Origin of the sequence: Thalassovita litoralis (assembly GCF_900182725.1) — a bacterium.
Classification (GTDB): Bacteria; Pseudomonadota; Alphaproteobacteria; order Rhodobacterales; family Rhodobacteraceae; genus Thalassobius; species Thalassobius litoralis.
In genome coordinates this window covers 1-16,839 of sequence record NZ_FXTO01000050.1, presented here as the reverse complement: position 1 = coordinate 16,839, position 16,839 = coordinate 1, and the positions used below count along the sequence as shown (strand labels likewise).

At 57.4% G+C, this 16,839-nt stretch carries 19 protein-coding genes and 1 pseudogene; 5 read left to right on the top strand and 15 right to left on the bottom strand.

Annotated features, from left to right (window positions below):
* Nucleotides 1–89: pseudogene (locus tag FN828_RS19605) on the top strand (IS5/IS1182 family transposase); the annotation flags it as partial.
* Nucleotides 90–299: 210 nt separating this feature from the next.
* Here the strand turns inward: FN828_RS19605 and FN828_RS19600 are convergent.
* The 3 genes from FN828_RS19600 to dctP all read right to left on the bottom strand — a co-directional run bounded on the left by FN828_RS19600 (nt 300) and on the right by dctP (nt 3,223).
* Complete coding sequence (locus FN828_RS19600) at nt 300–1,616, bottom strand: TRAP transporter large permease (protein WP_142495014.1); 1,317 nt, start codon at nt 1,614–1,616, stop codon at nt 300–302.
* A gap of 5 nt (nt 1,617–1,621) precedes the next feature.
* A complete protein-coding gene (locus tag FN828_RS19595) occupies nt 1,622–2,167 on the bottom strand; it encodes a TRAP transporter small permease (RefSeq protein WP_142495013.1) in 546 nt (181 codons plus the stop codon).
* Nucleotides 2,168–2,236: 69 nt separating this feature from the next.
* Complete coding sequence (gene dctP / locus FN828_RS19590; protein ID WP_142495012.1) at nt 2,237–3,223, bottom strand: TRAP transporter substrate-binding protein DctP; 987 nt, start codon at nt 3,221–3,223, stop codon at nt 2,237–2,239.
* Nucleotides 3,224–3,361: 138 nt separating this feature from the next.
* On the opposite strand from dctP, the gene FN828_RS19585 reads away from it, so the two are divergent.
* Nucleotides 3,362–4,018 carry a GntR family transcriptional regulator gene (locus FN828_RS19585; protein ID WP_142495011.1) on the top strand — a complete coding sequence of 219 codons (657 nt, stop codon included), beginning with the start codon at nt 3,362–3,364 and terminating at the stop codon, nt 4,016–4,018.
* 24 nt (nt 4,019–4,042) lie between these two features.
* Here FN828_RS19585 and FN828_RS19580 read toward each other — a convergent pair whose 3' ends face one another.
* The 4 genes from FN828_RS19580 to FN828_RS19565 form a co-directional block, all read right to left on the bottom strand.
* The gene (locus tag FN828_RS19580; RefSeq protein WP_142495010.1) at nt 4,043–5,008 is read right to left on the bottom strand and encodes a LysR family transcriptional regulator; all 966 of its coding nucleotides are present in this window, start codon (nt 5,006–5,008) and stop codon (nt 4,043–4,045) included.
* A 6-nt stretch (nt 5,009–5,014) separates the two neighbouring features.
* Complete coding sequence (gene phaR / locus FN828_RS19575) at nt 5,015–5,584, bottom strand: polyhydroxyalkanoate synthesis repressor PhaR (protein WP_142495009.1); 570 nt, start codon at nt 5,582–5,584, stop codon at nt 5,015–5,017.
* Between the two features lie 134 nt (nt 5,585–5,718).
* Nucleotides 5,719–6,165 (bottom strand): phasin family protein, encoded by a 447-nt coding sequence (locus FN828_RS19570; protein ID WP_142495008.1) that lies wholly within the window; start codon nt 6,163–6,165, stop codon nt 5,719–5,721.
* Between the two features lie 129 nt (nt 6,166–6,294).
* Nucleotides 6,295–8,097 carry a PHA/PHB synthase family protein gene (locus FN828_RS19565; protein ID WP_142495007.1) on the bottom strand — a complete coding sequence of 601 codons (1,803 nt, stop codon included), beginning with the start codon at nt 8,095–8,097 and terminating at the stop codon, nt 6,295–6,297.
* Between the two features lie 122 nt (nt 8,098–8,219).
* Here FN828_RS19565 and phaZ point away from each other — a divergent pair, with 122 nt between their 5' ends.
* On the top strand, nt 8,220–9,524 hold the full coding sequence (gene phaZ, locus FN828_RS19560; RefSeq protein ID WP_142495006.1) for a polyhydroxyalkanoate depolymerase: 1,305 nt from the start codon (nt 8,220–8,222) through the stop codon (nt 9,522–9,524).
* Nucleotides 9,525–9,587: 63 nt separating this feature from the next.
* On the opposite strand, the gene FN828_RS19555 is transcribed toward phaZ, so the two are convergent.
* The 4 genes from FN828_RS19555 to FN828_RS19540 are packed head-to-tail and all read right to left on the bottom strand — an operon-like array spanning nt 9,588 to nt 11,876.
* Complete coding sequence (locus FN828_RS19555; RefSeq protein WP_142495016.1) at nt 9,588–9,809, bottom strand: hypothetical protein; 222 nt, start codon at nt 9,807–9,809, stop codon at nt 9,588–9,590.
* A 32-nt stretch (nt 9,810–9,841) separates the two neighbouring features.
* Nucleotides 9,842–10,555: an alpha/beta fold hydrolase gene (locus FN828_RS19550; protein ID WP_142495005.1), complete on the bottom strand. Its 714-nt coding sequence runs from the start codon at nt 10,553–10,555 to the stop codon at nt 9,842–9,844.
* Nucleotides 10,556–10,613: 58 nt separating this feature from the next.
* On the bottom strand, nt 10,614–11,090 hold the full coding sequence (locus FN828_RS19545; RefSeq protein WP_142495004.1) for a VOC family protein: 477 nt from the start codon (nt 11,088–11,090) through the stop codon (nt 10,614–10,616).
* A gap of 27 nt (nt 11,091–11,117) precedes the next feature.
* A complete protein-coding gene (locus FN828_RS19540) occupies nt 11,118–11,876 on the bottom strand; it encodes an alpha/beta hydrolase (protein ID WP_142495003.1) in 759 nt (252 codons plus the stop codon).
* A gap of 202 nt (nt 11,877–12,078) precedes the next feature.
* Between FN828_RS19540 and thrS the strand changes: the two genes are divergently transcribed.
* Nucleotides 12,079–14,028, top strand: a complete 1,950-nt coding sequence (gene thrS / locus FN828_RS19535) for a threonine--tRNA ligase (protein ID WP_142495002.1) — start codon at nt 12,079–12,081, stop codon at nt 14,026–14,028.
* A gap of 77 nt (nt 14,029–14,105) precedes the next feature.
* Here the strand turns inward: thrS and FN828_RS19530 are convergent, their stop codons facing one another.
* Nucleotides 14,106–14,474: a hypothetical protein gene (locus FN828_RS19530; RefSeq protein WP_142495001.1), complete on the bottom strand. Its 369-nt coding sequence runs from the start codon at nt 14,472–14,474 to the stop codon at nt 14,106–14,108.
* 42 nt (nt 14,475–14,516) lie between these two features.
* Nucleotides 14,517–14,834, bottom strand: a complete 318-nt coding sequence (locus FN828_RS19525; RefSeq protein WP_142495000.1) for an ArsC/Spx/MgsR family protein — start codon at nt 14,832–14,834, stop codon at nt 14,517–14,519.
* 219 nt (nt 14,835–15,053) lie between these two features.
* On the opposite strand from FN828_RS19525, the gene FN828_RS19520 reads away from it, so the two are divergent.
* On the top strand, nt 15,054–15,260 hold the full coding sequence (locus FN828_RS19520) for a cold-shock protein (RefSeq protein WP_142494999.1): 207 nt from the start codon (nt 15,054–15,056) through the stop codon (nt 15,258–15,260).
* Nucleotides 15,261–15,362: 102 nt separating this feature from the next.
* Here the strand turns inward: FN828_RS19520 and FN828_RS19515 are convergent, their stop codons facing one another.
* Entirely contained in the window at nt 15,363–15,644 is a 282-nt protein-coding gene (locus FN828_RS19515) for a hypothetical protein (protein WP_235891543.1), read from the bottom strand.
* Nucleotides 15,645–15,803: 159 nt separating this feature from the next.
* The gene (locus FN828_RS19510) at nt 15,804–16,115 is read right to left on the bottom strand and encodes an HPF/RaiA family ribosome-associated protein (RefSeq protein WP_142494998.1); all 312 of its coding nucleotides are present in this window, start codon (nt 16,113–16,115) and stop codon (nt 15,804–15,806) included.
* Nucleotides 16,116–16,839: the final 724 nt, after the last annotated feature.

Sequence of the window (16,839 nt, the reverse complement as noted above, 5' to 3'; positions counted from 1 at the left end):
GGCGGCGGGTCGCCACCCGATATGACCGCTGCCCCGAAGTCTTCCTCTCGGCCATCGCTCTCGCCGCAACAGTCATGTTTTGGTTATGAGTCCTGAGCCTAAGACAGGCCAGAAGGACAAGAGAAATTGCAAAACCAAGGGCCAAGGTTTTACGCCCCGCACGACATCGCACCAGTATCGTCGTAGGGGTCGAGATCAACCTGATCCAAGCTGATCCCGAATTTTTTCACTGTGGCCAATCGGCCAGATGCCCGGCTATGGCGCGGGCGCTTTCATGATGCGTTTGAAACCGCACCTGATCACAGCGCGGCCCCCATCACCATATCGGGCAGCCATGTGGCAATGCCCGGAAACAGGCATAGCAAGACGATCGCCAACACCATGCAGGCCACATAGGGCAAAGAGCCGACCAGAATGGTCTTGAGCGAAATGTCCGGCGCGATACCGTTGATGACATACAGATTCAGCCCCACCGGGGGGGAAATCAGGCCGATTTCCATATTGATCGTCAGGACGACCGCAAACCAAATCGGATCGAACCCTGCGGTGGTGATGATCGGCAGCAGGATCGGCGCCGCCATAAGGATCACCGCGACGGGCGGCAAGAAGAACCCGGCCACCAGAAGGAACACGTTGACGGCCCCCATCAAAACCCAGCGGTTGACCTCTAGCGTGCCGATCCATTCCGCGATGGCCTGCGTGATGAACAGCGACGACAGCATATAGGAAAACACCCCGGCGGCAGCGATGATGAACAGGATCATCACGCTTTCCTTGGTGCTGTCCCGCAGCACGGTCCAGATCGCACGCGGATGCCACAGTTTGTAGATGATGATGGCAATCAGCAGGCACAGAAGCGCCCCAACCGCAGCGGTTTCCGAAGGCGTCGCAATACCGCCATACATGGCGTAAAGAACCCCAAGGATAATGGCGAGGAAAGGCAGAACGCGGGGCAGTATCTCGAACCGTTCGGCCCATGTATAGCTGCCGGACCCCAGGCGGGCCGCGTCGCCCGATTTCCATGTGGAATAAAGCGACCATGCCATGAACAGCCCCACCAGCATCAGGCCGGGAATGACCCCCGCAAGGAACAGGCGGCCAATCGAGGTTTCCGTGGCGATACCGTAAACGATCATCGTGACAGAGGGCGGGATCAGAATACCAAGCGTACCGCCTGCGGCAATGGACCCGGCAGCCACACCTGCGGGATAGCCCCGCTTGCGCATTTCGGGGATACCCATCTTGCCAATCGCGGCGCAGGTCGCGGGGGATGAGCCAGACATGGCCGCGAACAGGGCACAGGCCCCAAGGTTCGACACGACCAGACCGCCGGGAATACGGGTCAGCCAGCGTTCAAGGGCCTCGTAAAGATCAGCGCCCGCCCGCGTTGAGGCGATGGATGACCCCATGATGATGAACATCGGGATCGAAAGCAGCGCGAAATTATCCAGCTTGCCAAAGAAAATCTCGGGCATCAGTTCCATTGACCGGGGGCCGTCAAAGACAAGCAAGAACCCGGCGGACACGATCAGAAGCCCCATCGCCACAGATACACCAGAGAACAGAACAAGGATGGTGACAATCGCCACAATCCCACCAAGCAAAAGAGGGTCCATCGTCGTTACTCCAGCCCAAAAGGTTTATCTGTGCCGGTCAGAACGGCGAAAAGATCGGCAATCAGTTGCAGCAACAGCAGGCCAAAACCGACCGGGATCGCCAGATAGGGAATCCACAGACGCACCCCCCAGACAGTGTCCGAGCGCCAGCCCCGTTCAAATGCGAAATGCCAGTATTCATAGCCGTAAAACAGCATCACGCCGATAATACCGATCGACAGGACCGAGGTTAGAATTGCCATGAAAAACCGCGGACGCGGGGCAAGGGAAATCGGGATCAGGTCCACGTTCACATGCCCACGCAAACGTTGCACATAGGGAAGACCGATCAACGTTGCGGAAATAACCAGATAGATCACGGCCTCGGTTTGCCAAGTCGTCGAGCCATTCAGCACGAAGCGCACAACAATCATCTGGCAGGTGATTGCCACGGCGGCAACGATCATCGCGGCAGCGCACCAGCCTGCCAAGGTCGATAGTGCAGCCACGGCTTTGAGGAAGGGATTGTTCCCCGTATCTGCAACAGTTGCAGAGCTATGACCTCCGGCCATAAGCGCCTCCCTTTTTGTTATTTTTCAAGGCAAAGAGGGGGCCATTGGTCCGCCCCCTCTTGCCGGGGATTATTCGACAGCCAGCGCCAGATCGAGCAGCTTCTGCCCGTCTTTCACTTCTTCGACGAACTTCTTGTACGAGGTTTCCTTGGCCAGCGCGCGCCATGCCTCGAAATCCTCAACACTCATCTGCGCGATTTGAACCCCTGCGTCAGCAAACACCTTGGCCGAGACCACGTCTTCCTTCTTGGCTTCTTCAAGGTAGAAGGCTTCGGCTTTTTCAGCAGCGGCCAGAAGCGCGTTTTGCTGGGCTTCTGTCAGCCCCTCGAAGGTTGTCTTGTTCATCAAAAGCGGCTGGTACATGAACCATAGGGCCACATCCCCCGCCGGGGTATAGCAGCTGGCCTGTTCGTAAATACGATAGCTGACAAAAGACGAGGACGACGAGTTCGCCGCCTGAAGCACGCCGGTTTGCATCGCGTTGTAGATTTCGGATGATGCCATCGAGGCAATGGACGCCCCTGCCCCTGCCAGCATTTGCTCGAACGACTTGCCCGCAGCGCGGGTTTGCAGGCCTTCAACATCCGAAGGTTTGGTGATGCACTTGTCCTTGCCCACGAAACCGCCCGCAAGATAGCCATGCACCAGCACCATCACGTCATCTTCGGCCATTTTGGCCTCGAGCGCTTCCATGAAGGGCGAATTTGACAGGCGCGCCGCGTGATCGTGGTTTTTCACAAGACCGGGCATAAGCGTCAGGTTGTACGCGGGTTGCTGTCCCCCGGCATACGACAGCGGCAGAACGGTCATATCCAACTGGCCGCGGCTCAGCGGCTTGTACTGTTCACGCGGTTTGAACAGCGACTTCGAGCCGAAAATCTTGATATTCAGGTCAACATTGGCGGCGGCCACCTCGTCCGCCACGATTTGCGCCACTTTATGACGAACGTCCTTATTCGACCATTGATGTGACAGACGTAATTCCGTTGCCTGTGCCAGCGTGCCAACCGATGCGATGGCCAACGCCGCGACGGCGGATTTAACGATAGACTTCATGTTTTCCTCCCAAAAATCATGCTCTGGCCAAAGCCAGAGTATCCTGCACAATAGGCAGGCAGTGTATTTCCGGTCAACCTTCTTGTATACATTGACCCATCCATTGCATATCAATCTGATGTTCGCTAAAGGAAAAACATGGAAAAACGGCGCGCAGATATCATTGCGGATGCGCTGGAAGAGCGCATCTTTAACGGCACCTACGCGGATGGAGATCGTCTTGACGAGGTACGCCTTTCTGAACATTTCGGCGTTTCCAGAACCCCGCTGAGAGAGGCGCTGCAACGGCTGGCCCGCTCGCAACTGGTGGAACTGGTGCCGCGCCGGGGGGCATTCGTGCGCCAGCCCGGCCCAGTCGAATTAATGGAAATGTTCGAGGTCATGGCCGAGGTCGAAGCCGTGTGTGGCCGGTTGGCCGCGAAACGGATTTCAGATACGGCGCTGGCCGATTTACACGACGCGAACCACAAGTGCCAGATCGCCGTCGATGCCCAAGAACCCGACCTGTATTATGCCGAGAACGAGCGCTTCCACAAAATCATCTACCGCGAAGCAGGCAATGGATTTCTAGAAACAGAAACCTGCAATCTGCATCGCCGGTTACAACCCTATCGCCGTCAACAGCTACGACTGCGGGGGCGCATGGCGCAATCCTTAGCGGAACACAAAGCTATCCTGACGGCGTTAGAACAAGGCGATTCCGAAGCCGCCGCAAACGCCTTGCGGGGTCATGTGGCCATTCAGGGGGAAAAATTCCACAGCCTGATGGCCACCCTGAAAAACGCCGCCGAATGACTGGCGGTCCAGCCGGGCGTTCCGTCAGTGCAAGGACAAAACATTCCGCATGAAGGGATAGGCCTGGATCGCCGGGTCCACAATCACCTCTTGCAGGATTGGCTTCAACTGTGCAGCGACCTGCGCGGGCATGTCCTGTAAAATATCCTTGCGGGCGGTCAGGGTAATGGTGCGGGTCAACTGGGCAAAGGGCAGCGCCATCACGTCCAGCCGGTCGGCAAACCGGCGCGCCCGCATCAGAGCCAACGGTGGCAGGATGGACCAGCCCGTTCCCTGCGCCACCAGCGCAAGAATGGCGTGATAGCTGTCCAACTCGAACCGATGCGCCAACGTCAGGTTTTGCCGCGCCAGATGAGAGGCCAAAAGCCGCCCCATATAGTGCCGCGTTGTATATTGCACCAGGGGCAGCGCCTTCAACTGCGGCAGCGGTTCCAAATCCGGGTCCACCTGCCCCTTGGGGGCAACAGCCACGAACCCCTCGGTCAGCAGGGGATGCACCTCCATCCAGTCAGCCGGGGCACCCATTTCCGCGGCCACGATCACATCCAACGCGCGGGCGTCCAACTGATCGTGCAAAACATGGCTGGCCCCGGTTTCCAGAAGAAACTGACAGTTCTTCATCCGCCCCGCCAGATCGGTCAGCAGGCGTGGGGTTACATCGGCCTCGAAATCCTCGATCACGCCCAGCCGGAACCGGGTCAGCGTGGCCAGATCGGCCATCGCCAGTTCCGCGCGGGCCAATGCCGCTTCGTTCAGGATGGTCCCGGCGCGACGGCGAAACAATTCCCCCGCCGGGGTTAGCCGCATCGGGCGGGCATTACGCTGCACCAGCGTCGTGCCGATGGCGCTTTCCAGATTGGTTAGTTGCTGGCTGACCGCCGAAGGGCTGGCCCCCAGACGCCGCGCCGCCGCCGAGATACTTCCTTCTTCGGCGGTGGCCACGAACACCTCGACCCCCCAAAGCGTGATACGTCCGGGGCTGTCTACCATCCGGCGTTACTTGCTCATCTTCGACAGCTTCGCCTGAAGCTCGGACAGTTGTTTCTTGATGTCGTCCAGATCTTCGTCATCCCCGCCGCCAGCGCTGTCATCCGGGGATGGCCCGCTCCATGCGCCGGACATGCCGCCCGACAATCCCCCGGTCATCGCCTTCATGAACGCTTCTTGCTGCGCCTGCATGGCCTCGAACCCCGGCATTTTCGCCATTGGGTTCACTTTGGTCATATTTTCCATCATCTTCGACTGCCCATCACGCAGCATATCGAACGACATTTGCAGGAATTGCGGCACGACCGATCCGGCCTGATTGGTATAGGTGCGCACCAGATCCGTCAGGATATTCACCGGCAGCACATTTTCACCGCGGCTTTCGTGTTCAGCAATGATTTGCAACAGATATTGCCGGGTCAGGTCATCGCCGGATTTCAAATCAACGATCTGAACCTCGCGCCCTTCTCGGATGAAGCCAGCGATGTCTTCCAGCGTCACATAATCGCTGGTTTCCGTATTATACAAACGGCGGCTGGCATAGCGTTTGATCAAAAGCGGCTTGTTGTCATCTGCCATGGCAGTCCTCCCAAAATGCAGCACTGCGGCAAAGCGTAGACCAGTCCAATTCAAAAAGAAAGGGCGGGCATTACATGCCCGCCCCACGCCACGCATCTATTTGGGAGGAGGTCGATGCGGTGAAAACGCGTTACTTACTTCGCAGCGACCTTCTTGGCCGCTTCAGTTGCTTCTTTGGTGGCTTTCTGAACAGCCGCCGAAGCTTCTTCGGTGATGTCTTTGCCAGCGGCCATCAGCAGCTCAACAGTTTCCATCTGAACTTTTTTCGCGATTTCAGCGAAAGCCGCCATGTTTTCAGCAGCCGTTTCAGCCGAAGCCGAAGCGAAATCGGTCAGGGCTTTGGCATAGTCAGCCGGGTCTGCCTTGGCTTTGGACATGTCACCCAGTTTGGTCAGGGTTTCTTTGGTCCATTTGGCCGAAATTTCCGACGATTTTTCAGCAGCGGTCAGCGCAACGCCAGCCAGCTTTTCGTTCAGCGACGCCTGAGTTTTGAACGCGTCTTCGAATGCTTTGGTGTCAACCGGGAACGAACCCATCATGTCTTTCATGATGCCGGTGAAGTCTTGTGCGGTCGTAGCCATTTTTGAATTCCTTCAGTCTGCTTTCCGGGCCCACCCCGGTTTCTGCATCTGCAAACAATATGAATGCTGCACCGCAGAAAATCAAGTGATTTTGCTGCGATGCAGAAAGAATTCTATTATCAAGCGAATTCAGACAGTTGACGCCGGGACAAGTGGCACAACATAGGTTCCCGGCGCATCACACAGAACCGGATGCGTCGAATCGCCGGGCTGGCGGGCCGGAACCATTTTGCCAGATCGTTTCGCCAACCAGCCTTCCCACCGGGGCCACCATGATCCCGCGTGATACTTGCCGGTGGACTGCCAGTCTTCGGCGGACAGCGACATATCCGTATTGGTGTAATGGCCGTATTTCTTTTTCGAGGGCGGGTTCACGATCCCGGCGATATGGCCGGATTCAGACAGGATAAAGGTCTTGTTCTTCGACCCCATTTTCTGTGCGCCGCGATAGCTGTCTTTCCACGCCGCGATATGATCGGTTTCACAGGCGATGAAACAAACCGGGATATCCACATCCTCGATTTGCAAACGATCCCCCATCAACTCGATCCCGCCATCGGCAAATTCATTCCGCTGGCACAGCTTGCGCAGATATTCGACCGCCATCTTGGCAGGCAGGTTGGTGCCATCCCCGTTCCAGTACAGCAGATCAAAGGCTGGCGGCGCTTCGCCCAGCATGTAGCTGCGAATGGCCGGGCCATAGATCAGATCGTTCGACCGCAGGAACGAAAAAGTCCGCGCCATGATGAACGACCGCAGGATGCCATTTTCCGCCACTTCCTTTTCGATGCCGTCGATGAAATCGTTTTGCAGGAAGGGCGTGAATTCCCCCTGTTCGGAAAAATCGGTCAATGTTGTGAAAAAAGTGGCCGATTTCACAGACTTATCGCCGCGATGCTGCATCAAGGACAGCGTCATCGACAGCGTCGTTCCCGCGATACAATAGCCGATGCAATTGACTTGATCCTGCCCGGTGATCGCCTTCACCTCTGCTATGGCGGTCAGGAACCCGTCCTGAATGTAATCCTCCATCCCAACATCGCGATAGCTGTCGTCCGGGTTCACCCATGATACAACGAACAGCGTATAACCCTGATCGGTGATCCATTTAATCAGGCTGTTTTGTTCTTTTAGATCAAGGATGTAGAATTTGTTAATCCACGGCGGAAACACGATCAGGGGCGTGGCGTGGACTTCATCGGTTGTCGGGGCGTACTGAATCAACTCGATCATACGATTGCGATACACGACGCTGCCTTTTGAGGCGGCGATGTTATCGCCCAAGCGGAACGCATTCACATCCGATAGCCGCACCAGCATTTCGCCGTTATTGGCCTCCAGATCGGCAACCAGATTTTCCAATCCGCGCACCAGCGATTCGCCATCCGTTTCCATCGCTCTTTCCAGCGCGTCGGGGTTGGTGCCCAGAAAATTGGTGGGCGCCATCATGTCGATGATCTGATTCGAGAAATATTGCAGCCGCTTTTTCTCGATCGGTTCCAGATCGTCCACCTCGTCCACGGCTTTGCGCATGGCGTCGGCGTTCAGTTGGTACTGTTGCTTGATATAGTTGAAATAGGGATTCGTTTTCCACAATGGGTTGGAAAACCGCCGGTCGTCTGGGCCAGTATCTTCGGGCGCTTCCAGCTTACCCTGCGCCAGCACTTGCTGCGCTTCGATGAAATGTTTCACCGATTTTCCCCAGAATTCCAACTGCGTTTCAAACAAACGCGCCGGATTCGTCGCCATTTCCTGCCAATAGGACGTGGCGGCTTTCATAAAAACATCCTGATCGGGACCGTTCAGGGTGGGGTTTACCGCTTTACGACCGGACATCGCGCTGATCAGACGCTTGGAAAGCTCCTCGACCTTTGTCAGGTTGGCGTTCAGCCGCTCCAAATTTTCGCCTGCGACGTCCTCTTTTGTTGTCATATTAAAGATTCCCTACTATTCTTTCTGCTGTGCAGCATCTTCGGTGAACAGGTGACCTGTCGCTTCATTGCAGGGCTGATCGGCGAAAAGTCCCGGCTAACACCGGCAACAAGGAGACCCACATGCGCAACATGGCGACATATGACCTTATGGAAACTTTCCGTAATACGAACCAATGGTTGGGTGCCTCCGCCCTGTCCTTTGCATCTTACCCGCTTTTTAGCATGGTGCCAAACCCTGCTTTGCAGTGGATGGCCGCCTGGGGGCAGGTCACGGAACGCACGTTTCAGCGCATGGTTGCCAAACCCGATTGGGGTATCCGCACCTTCACCTGTGAAGATGGCAAGGACCATCTGGTCAACATTGAAACCGTGGTCGAGAAGGCCTTTGGCAACCTGATCCATTTCAACGTATCGGGCCGCGAAACCCAGCCGCGCAAAATCCTGCTGGTGGCACCGATGTCGGGCCACTATGCCACGCTGCTGCGCTCGACCGTGAAATCGCTGCTGGTCAACTGCGAAGTATACATTACCGATTGGCATAACGCGCGCGACATCCCCGTGTCCGAAGGTAAATTCGATGTCGAGGATTACACCCTTTACCTTGTCGATTTCATGAAACATCTGGGGCCGGACACCCATGTGATCGCCGTCTGCCAGCCCGCCCCGCTGACGCTGGCCGCGACCGCCTATCTGGCCGAAGAAGACCCGGACGCGCAGCCCCGTTCGCTGACGCTGATCGGTGGCCCGATTGACCCGGACGCTGCGGCCACCGATGTGACCGATTTCGGCAATCGTATGACGATGGGCCAGCTAGAAGAGCTGATGATCCAGCGCGTTGGCTTCAAATACAAAGGCGTTGGGCGTCAGGTTTATCCGGGCCTGCTGCAATTGGCGTCTTTCATGTCGATGAACGCAGATCGCCACTCCAAGGCGTTTACCGATCAGATTCAGCGCACGGCCAAGGGCGAAGCGTCGGACCATGACGCCCACAACCGTTTTTACGATGAATATCTGGCAGTTATGGACATGACCGCCGAATTCTACCTGTCCACGGTCGAACGCGTGTTCAAAAAATGCGAAATCGGGAAAAACACCTTCTCGATCAACGGCAAACATGTGGACATCGGCAAAATCACCACCGTGGCGGTGAAAACCGTCGAAGGGGCGAATGATGACATTTCCGCCCCCGGCCAATGCGTTGCGGCCCTTGGCCTGTGTACCGGCCTGCCGGACAGCAAAAAGGCCAGCCACGTCGAACCCGGCGCAGGCCATTATGGGATTTTCGCGGGCAAAAGCTGGCGCGACAATATCCGCCCGCTGGTGCTGGATTTCATTGATGCCAATTCTGCGGCCCCGGTCAAACCAGCCAAGTCGGCAGCGAACCCAAAAACCGCAGCCGCCAATAAAAACGCCGCCGCGAAATAATCCGCAACGGCTGAGTGTTCAGAAAAGGCGCAGGCGCGGGCTTGCGCCTTTTTCTATGGCGCGTCAGTCATCCCGTTTCGCCCGGCCCCCTTTCGTCCGGCCCTGTATCATCCGCCACAGCGGTACAATATCCAGTGCCGCGACCGCTACGCCCAGCGGAAGCATCCAAAACCCCAAGACCGGCAGAAACCCGAATACCCCGCCCACACATAACAGCAGACCAACAACCAACCGCACCCCCGGCGGCAGATGGGCGCGGGTCCAGATTTGCACCCGCGCAATCATGCGGCGCAAGCTGTTCTTTTCCCCCGCAGGCTTCACGCCCGCAGCACCAGCGGTTGTTTCAGCCAGTCACGCAACACCGCTGTCACCCGTTCGGGCTGTTCCAGCGTTGGCAAATGCCCTGCATCGGAGATCACCTTCAGATCGGCATAGGGGATCAGGTCAGCCATGAATGTATGACGTTTCAGCGGCGTCAGCCCATCCAGCTCCCCACACATCACCAGCGTTGGGCATTTGCATTTGCGCAATGTCGCCTGCTGATCCCGGCGGCGCTGCAAGGCGCGGATTTGGCGGATAAACACATCCGGCCCCAGATCGCGCGCCATCTCCAGAAAGCTGTTCAGCACCTCGACCCGCTGGGAGCCGGGGGCCAGATATTCGGGGCGCATCATCTGCCGCATCATATCGTCCAGACGCCCGGCCTTGGCCCCGATGATCAGCGGCTCGTAGGCGGCGGCGCTGGCCGGGGTTTCCGCCAGCGCATTGGTATCCATCAGCGCCAGCCGCGTCACCCGGTCCGGCGCTTTGCGCAGGATCTCCATGGCGACGATACCGCCCATCGACAGCCCTGCCAGCGCGAATTTATGCGGCAACAGCGGTAAAATGGCCGAGGCAATCTCCTCGATCCGTTCCCCCAATGTAATTGGCGCAACCGTTACAACATGGTCACGCGAAAGCGCTGTCACCTGCGGCGCGAACACCCGCGCGTCACACATCATGCCCGGTAAAAAAACCAGTGGTTCGGACATCCCGACACTCCCCTACCCACATTACCCCCCGCATCATCGGGGGGCTTATGAAAACAAATTAACGCCCGCCATCCCCTTCTTCGGGACCGAAACCTGCCCAGCGAAACGCCCCATCGGCGCGCAGCGGTGAAAACGGATTAAAGGCCAGTTCCCAAACATGGCCGTCGGGATCAGCGATATAAGCAATATAGCCACCCCAAAACACATCATGCGGGGCTTTCAGCACCCGTGCCCCGGCCTGCCGGGCGGCATCGAAATATTGATCCACCTGCGCCTTGGACCGGGCATTCAGCGCCAGTGTCATCGCACCTGTCCCCAGCTCTGACAGTTCCAGCCCCATATCGCGGGCCAGGGCCGCGCGGTCATACAGCCCAATGGACTGCCCCAGCAGATCATAGACCACCATGTTCGGCATGGTTTCAACAGCCCGCCAGCCCATCGCGGTATAAAACCGGGCCGCACGGTCCACATCCATCATGCCCAAGGTAATCAGGCTGACACGTTGCGGCCAGTGCGTTGGATTAGCGTCGTGCATTTGTATCCTCCGATACTTGGATCATGGTTATGCGCTGGCAATTCGGGTCAGCACGTCTGTGATGTTTTCGGCAATCAGCGCCAGACAGTCATCATCGGAAAAACGATGATCCGCGCCCTTGACCAGCGTCAGCCGTATGTCCGGCCCGCTGGCGTGATCCAACAGGCGCAGCGCCACCCCCATATCCACATCTGCATCCGCAGTTCCCTGAAGAAACCGGGTGGGGAACGGCAACGGCAACGGTTGGCGCAACACCAGATTATCACGCCCTTCTTCGATCAGGCGGCGGGTGATGATATACGGATCGCCATACTCTGACGGCAGCGCCACCCGGCCCTGTTCCCTCAATTCTGCCCGCTGGGCGTCGGTAAAACCGTTCCACATGCTGTCCTCGGTAAAGTCAGGCGCGGCGGCGACCGTCACCAGCCCCGCCACCTTTGCCGTCAGGCGTTGCGTCATCAGCAGCGAAATCCACCCGCCCATAGACGAGCCAACCAACACCTGCGGCCCGTCTGTCAATTCCGTGATGGCCGCCGCCGCGTCCTGCGCCCAATCGCCAATGGCCCCGTCCTCAAACGCCTCGGACGATTCACCATGCCCGGAATAATCAAAGCGCAGAAAGGCACGCCCCTGCTGCTTGGCCCATTCCTCCAGATACACTGCCTTGGTGCCGCCCATATCGGATTTGAACCCGCCCAGAAACACGACGCCCGGCCCCAGCCCTTCGGTTTTGTGATAGGCAATTCGGCGGCCCTGCGGGGTGGTCAGGTAGCTGGGGGAAGTCATGAAAGCTCCGGTGCGTTGTGGTGTTCGGCACAACCTTGCCCCAGCCTGCCGCGCAGGGAAAGGGGGGCGCGACAAATACAGCGCGACAGGCGACATTCCGTTTGGTTGGGTTGACTTGCCCCAACAGGCGATTCAAAAGGGGCGCACATATTCACCCGCAACCGGGCGTTCCGTGGGCGCCAAACTGACGAGGAGGCCATACATGGCACAAGTCACCCTGACATTCCCCGATGGCAATGCACGCGAATTTCCAGCAGGCGTAACCCCTGCGGAAGTTGCTGAAAGCATTTCCAAATCCCTGTCTAAAAAGGCAATCAGCGCCGCCGTGAACGGCCAGCACTGGGATTTGCAATGGCCCATCAATGAAGACGCGAAAATCGCCATCCACACCATGCAGGACGATGCCGCCGCGCTGGAACTGATCCGGCACGATCTGGCGCATATCATGGCCCGCGCGGTGCAGGAAATCTGGCCCGATGTCAAAGTCACCATCGGCCCGGTCCGCGATAACGGCTGGTTCTATGATTTCGACCGCGCCGACCCCTTCACCCCCGAAGATCTGGGCCAGATCGAAGCCCGGATGAAAGACATCATCAACGCCCGCGATGCCGTCCGCACCGAAGTGTGGGACCGCGCCCGCGCGATCAAGCATTACGAGGACGCAGGCGAGCCGTTCAAAGTGGAACTGGTGAACCGCATCCCCGAAGGCGAAGACCTGCGCATGTACTGGCACGGTGACTGGCAGGATCTGTGCCGCGGCCCGCACCTGCAAAGCACCGGCCAGCTTCCTGCCGATGCCTTTAAACTGACCCATGTTGCCGGGGCCTATTGGCTGGGCGACAGCAGCCGCCCGATGCTGCAACGCATCTATGGCGTGGCCTTCAAGAACCGCAAGGATCTGAAGGCATGGGAAGTCATGATGGAAGAAGCCGCCAAACGCGACCACCGCAAACTGGGCCGCGAAATGGACCTGTTCCACATGCAGGAAGAAGCACCGGGGCAAATTTTCTGGCACCCGAATGGCTGGCGCATCTACACCAACCTACAGGATTACATGCGCCGCCAGCAGGAACGCGACGGCTATGTCGAAGTGAACACCCCGCAAGTGGTGAACCGCAAACTGTGGGAAGCCTCGGGTCACTGGGAAAACTATCAGGAAAACATGTTCATCGTCGAAGTGGACGAAGATCATGCCCGTGAAAAAACTGTCAATGCGCTGAAACCGATGAACTGCCCCTGCCATGTGCAGGTGTTCAATCAGGGTTTGAAATCCTATCGTGACCTGCCGCTGCGCATGGCCGAATTCGGATCGTGCAACCGCTATGAACCCTCGGGGGCGTTGCACGGCATTATGCGGGTGCGCGGCTTTACGCAGGATGACGCGCATATCTTCTGCACCGAGGAACAGATCGAAGCCGAAACCAAGAAATTCATCGAATTTCTGGCCGGTATCTATGCCGACCTAGGCTTCCATGACTGGTCGATCAAGCTGTCCACCCGCCCCGAAAAGCGGATCGGGTCCGAAGAAAGCTGGGACCGGACCGAAGCGGCCCTGGGCGATGCCTGCCGCGCGGCCGGGTATGATTACGAAATTCAGGAAGGCGAAGGCGCGTTCTATGGGCCGAAGCTGGAATTCGTGCTGACCGATGCGATTGGCCGGGATTGGCAATGCGGCACGCTGCAAGTGGACCCGAACCTGCCCGAACGTCTGGACGCGAATTATATCGGGCAGGATGGTGCCAAACACCGCCCCGTCATGCTGCACCGTGCGGTTCTGGGGTCGTTTGAACGCTTCATCGGTATCCTGATCGAAAGCCACGCTGGCAAGCTGCCGTTCTGGCTGACCCCGCGTCAGGTGGTTGTTGCCTCGATCGTGTCCGAAGCCGATGACTATTGCCGCGAGGTGGTCGCCACCCTGAAGGCCGCAGGCATTCGCGCTGAAACCGATCTGCGCAACGAAAAGATCAACTACAAGGTCCGCGAACATTCGCTGGCAAAGGTGCCGGTCATTCTGGCCATCGGGAAAAACGAGGTCGAAGAACGCACCGTTTCAATGCGGCGTCTGGGGGAAAAACAAACCTCGGTACAGCCATTGGACGGGGTCGTGACCGCGCTGACCCAAGAAGCGACACCGCCCGATTTGCTGAAATAATCAGCGCCAAAAACAATCACGGCCCGCGACGGATACCACCGCGCGGGCCGTAACTATTGGGGTGCCCTTCCCGTCGCTTAGAAATGGGCCTTTGGTTCGTCCGGTTTGCCCGCAGCAATCGCCAACAAGCCGCCCAACGCACAAAACCCGATGGGGAACATGGTAAAGACGTTGAAGTGGAAGGCATGATACATGCCCGCGGCGGACAGCAACATCAGCACCCCGCCCCACAACGCCCGCGCCCGCGCCATCGCGCCCCCGGCAAGCGCCAGCAGCGGCGCGAAAAAGCTGGCCGCGCGGATCAGGTCCACGTTATCCACCTGAGATGCCAACCCTTCGATTTCACCGAAACGGTCGATAAATTCAGTATAGCCATAGCTGAAAAAGCCCACGACCATCCCGATCAGGCCACCGATAATCCCCAGAACAAGGGCTGCATTGCGCATGGATATTCCTCCGATCTTTGCAAAGACCTAAGCAGCTCCGCGTCAGATGCCAAGGGCTTGTTGCTGGGTACGGGTCCAACCCAGCAATAATTCCCCGTCAGCGGTTTCGATCAGCGGGCGTTTCATCAACGCCGGGTGGTCGCGCAGCAGGTCACGCGGCGGGCGGGCGCGTTCGGCATCATCCAGACCGCGCCATGTTGTAGACCGTGTGTTGACCAGTTTTTCAGCGAATTGTTCCAACGCCCGGTCCAGCAAAGCATCCTCCAAAGGGGTTTCCCGGATGTCGATCAATACCGCCCCATCCAATGATTTCAACGCCTTGCGGCAGGTATCACAGTTCTTCAACCCGTAAATTTTCATCGCACACTCCTTTGCCCGCATGATGGAATAACAGGCATCACTGACCCGCGCACGTTCGTTTTGCTTGATTTTTACATTCACCGAACAATCATCATACCCGTGACTTAGGTCTTTACGAACGATTCCTGCCGCCGTTTCGGGGGCCAAGTTCTGAGGTCCGGCGACACGACGCCCCGAATTATCGGGGTTTGAACGACTAAGGCGAAAGGAGACACGGACATGCCCACCGGCACCGTGAAATGGTTTAATACGACTAAAGGTTATGGGTTTATTGCCCCCGATACGGGCGGCAAAGATGTTTTTGTGCATATCTCGGCGGTTGAACGGTCTGGCCTGACAGGTTTGGCCGACAACCAAAAAGTCAGCTACGAGCTGAGCGAAGGACGCGATGGCCGACAGATGGCTGGCGACCTGAAAGCCCTGTAACCGTTACGGGGCCATGCCCCAGCCACGACACAGGTTTATTTCCAACACATTATACGCAGGGGCCAGAAAATCGGCCCCTGCGTATTCATATTCCGGGGGGGCCTATCGTTGATAGCAGCCCTTTTCCCCTTCGGGGCAAACCATGCCACTGCGACGCGCCGGGCGATATGTGCGCGGGCCGGGGGCAGCCTTGGCCTGTTGATAGGTCATGGACTGGTTCGGCGTGCCGCAACAGATCACGCCGTCAATGGTGATGGGTTGCAGACCAGCGGGGCAATAGTTGGCGCTGGCAGGATACGGATAGATGCGCGGGCCATTCGCCAAAGCGGGCGATGCGGCCAAAGCCAAAAGGCACGCGGCAGACATTAATTTAAAATTCTTCATTGGAAGCTCCCTGAAAACACGAAAAACATGGGGGTCTGTCGACGGATACAGGGTAAATCACCCGACATTCAGGGCAAAGTCTTTATTTCGGGAACAGTCTGTTTCACCCCTGCCCCGCCGGGTTGGCCCGCCGATCTGGCGGGCCGTTCCGGTCAGCGTTCAGTGATCGGCCAGTTTGTCAAATTCAGTTTCCAGACGCTGCCGCAGCTTCTTGGCCGCGGCCTTTACCGCCACGGGAATATCCGCCGCATCGTGATGCGCTGCATAGGGGCGCAGCCCTTCGGGGCGGGCTTCGACCGTGGCGCGGATGTCCTCGCCGCCCTTCGGGCCGCGCTCGTCCTTCAGATGCACCTCGATCCGGGTCAGGCGCTTGGCCACCGGGGCCAGCGCTTCGCGGACAATCTGTTCGCAGACTTCAACCGTGCGGGCATCGCCGTGCAGGTGATGATCGGTGTTGATCTGGATTTGCATCAAAGCCTCCTTCGTTTTTTTCTCAGGCTATACTGAGTCAGCTAGGGGCAGATTGATCTGACGCAAGGCGGTGGGCGAAATTTGGCTGGCGTTTTGATCGGAACAGAGGGCCGCGCCCGACCTCAGGAGGAAGCGAAGCGCCCTCCCATGGGGGAGGTCGGGCGCGGCCCGTGCCACTGGCACGGGCTTCTATGAGTTCCGCTCTGATTGAGTGACGACCATATAGTTCATTAGGCCTGAGCAAATGACCAACATTAACTTTGCTTGCGCTTCGGATAACTGGGATGTGTCATCGAACATTGCATGGCGGACTCCATTTTCATCGGATGTCCATCCATAGAAATTAAGTATTCCACTTTTCAAAGCTGGCTGAAGCTTAAAGCCTTTACTCTCAGCCAACCTAATCGCGGAACTCATGTTTTTGCTTTTCTCACCATTAACGACAGAAAATGCAGCCTCTATCGCCGAAATAGATTCCTTTACAGAGTTATTATAATCTGGATTTTCTCTAGATGCATAAAGAGCCAATGCCTTCTGAATGTGCATACTCGCCGTAGAAAATTGAGCGTCCGCATTCGTCGCATCTTCTAGGCTCAGGACCCATTAATCGGCTTGAGATCGCATTGGTCGCATGCTTCAAATCCCCAAACTTTCAGGGGGTATCATGAGCAATCTATTTTGGCTGACCGACGAACAGATGGCGCGGCTGCGACCGTTCTTTCCC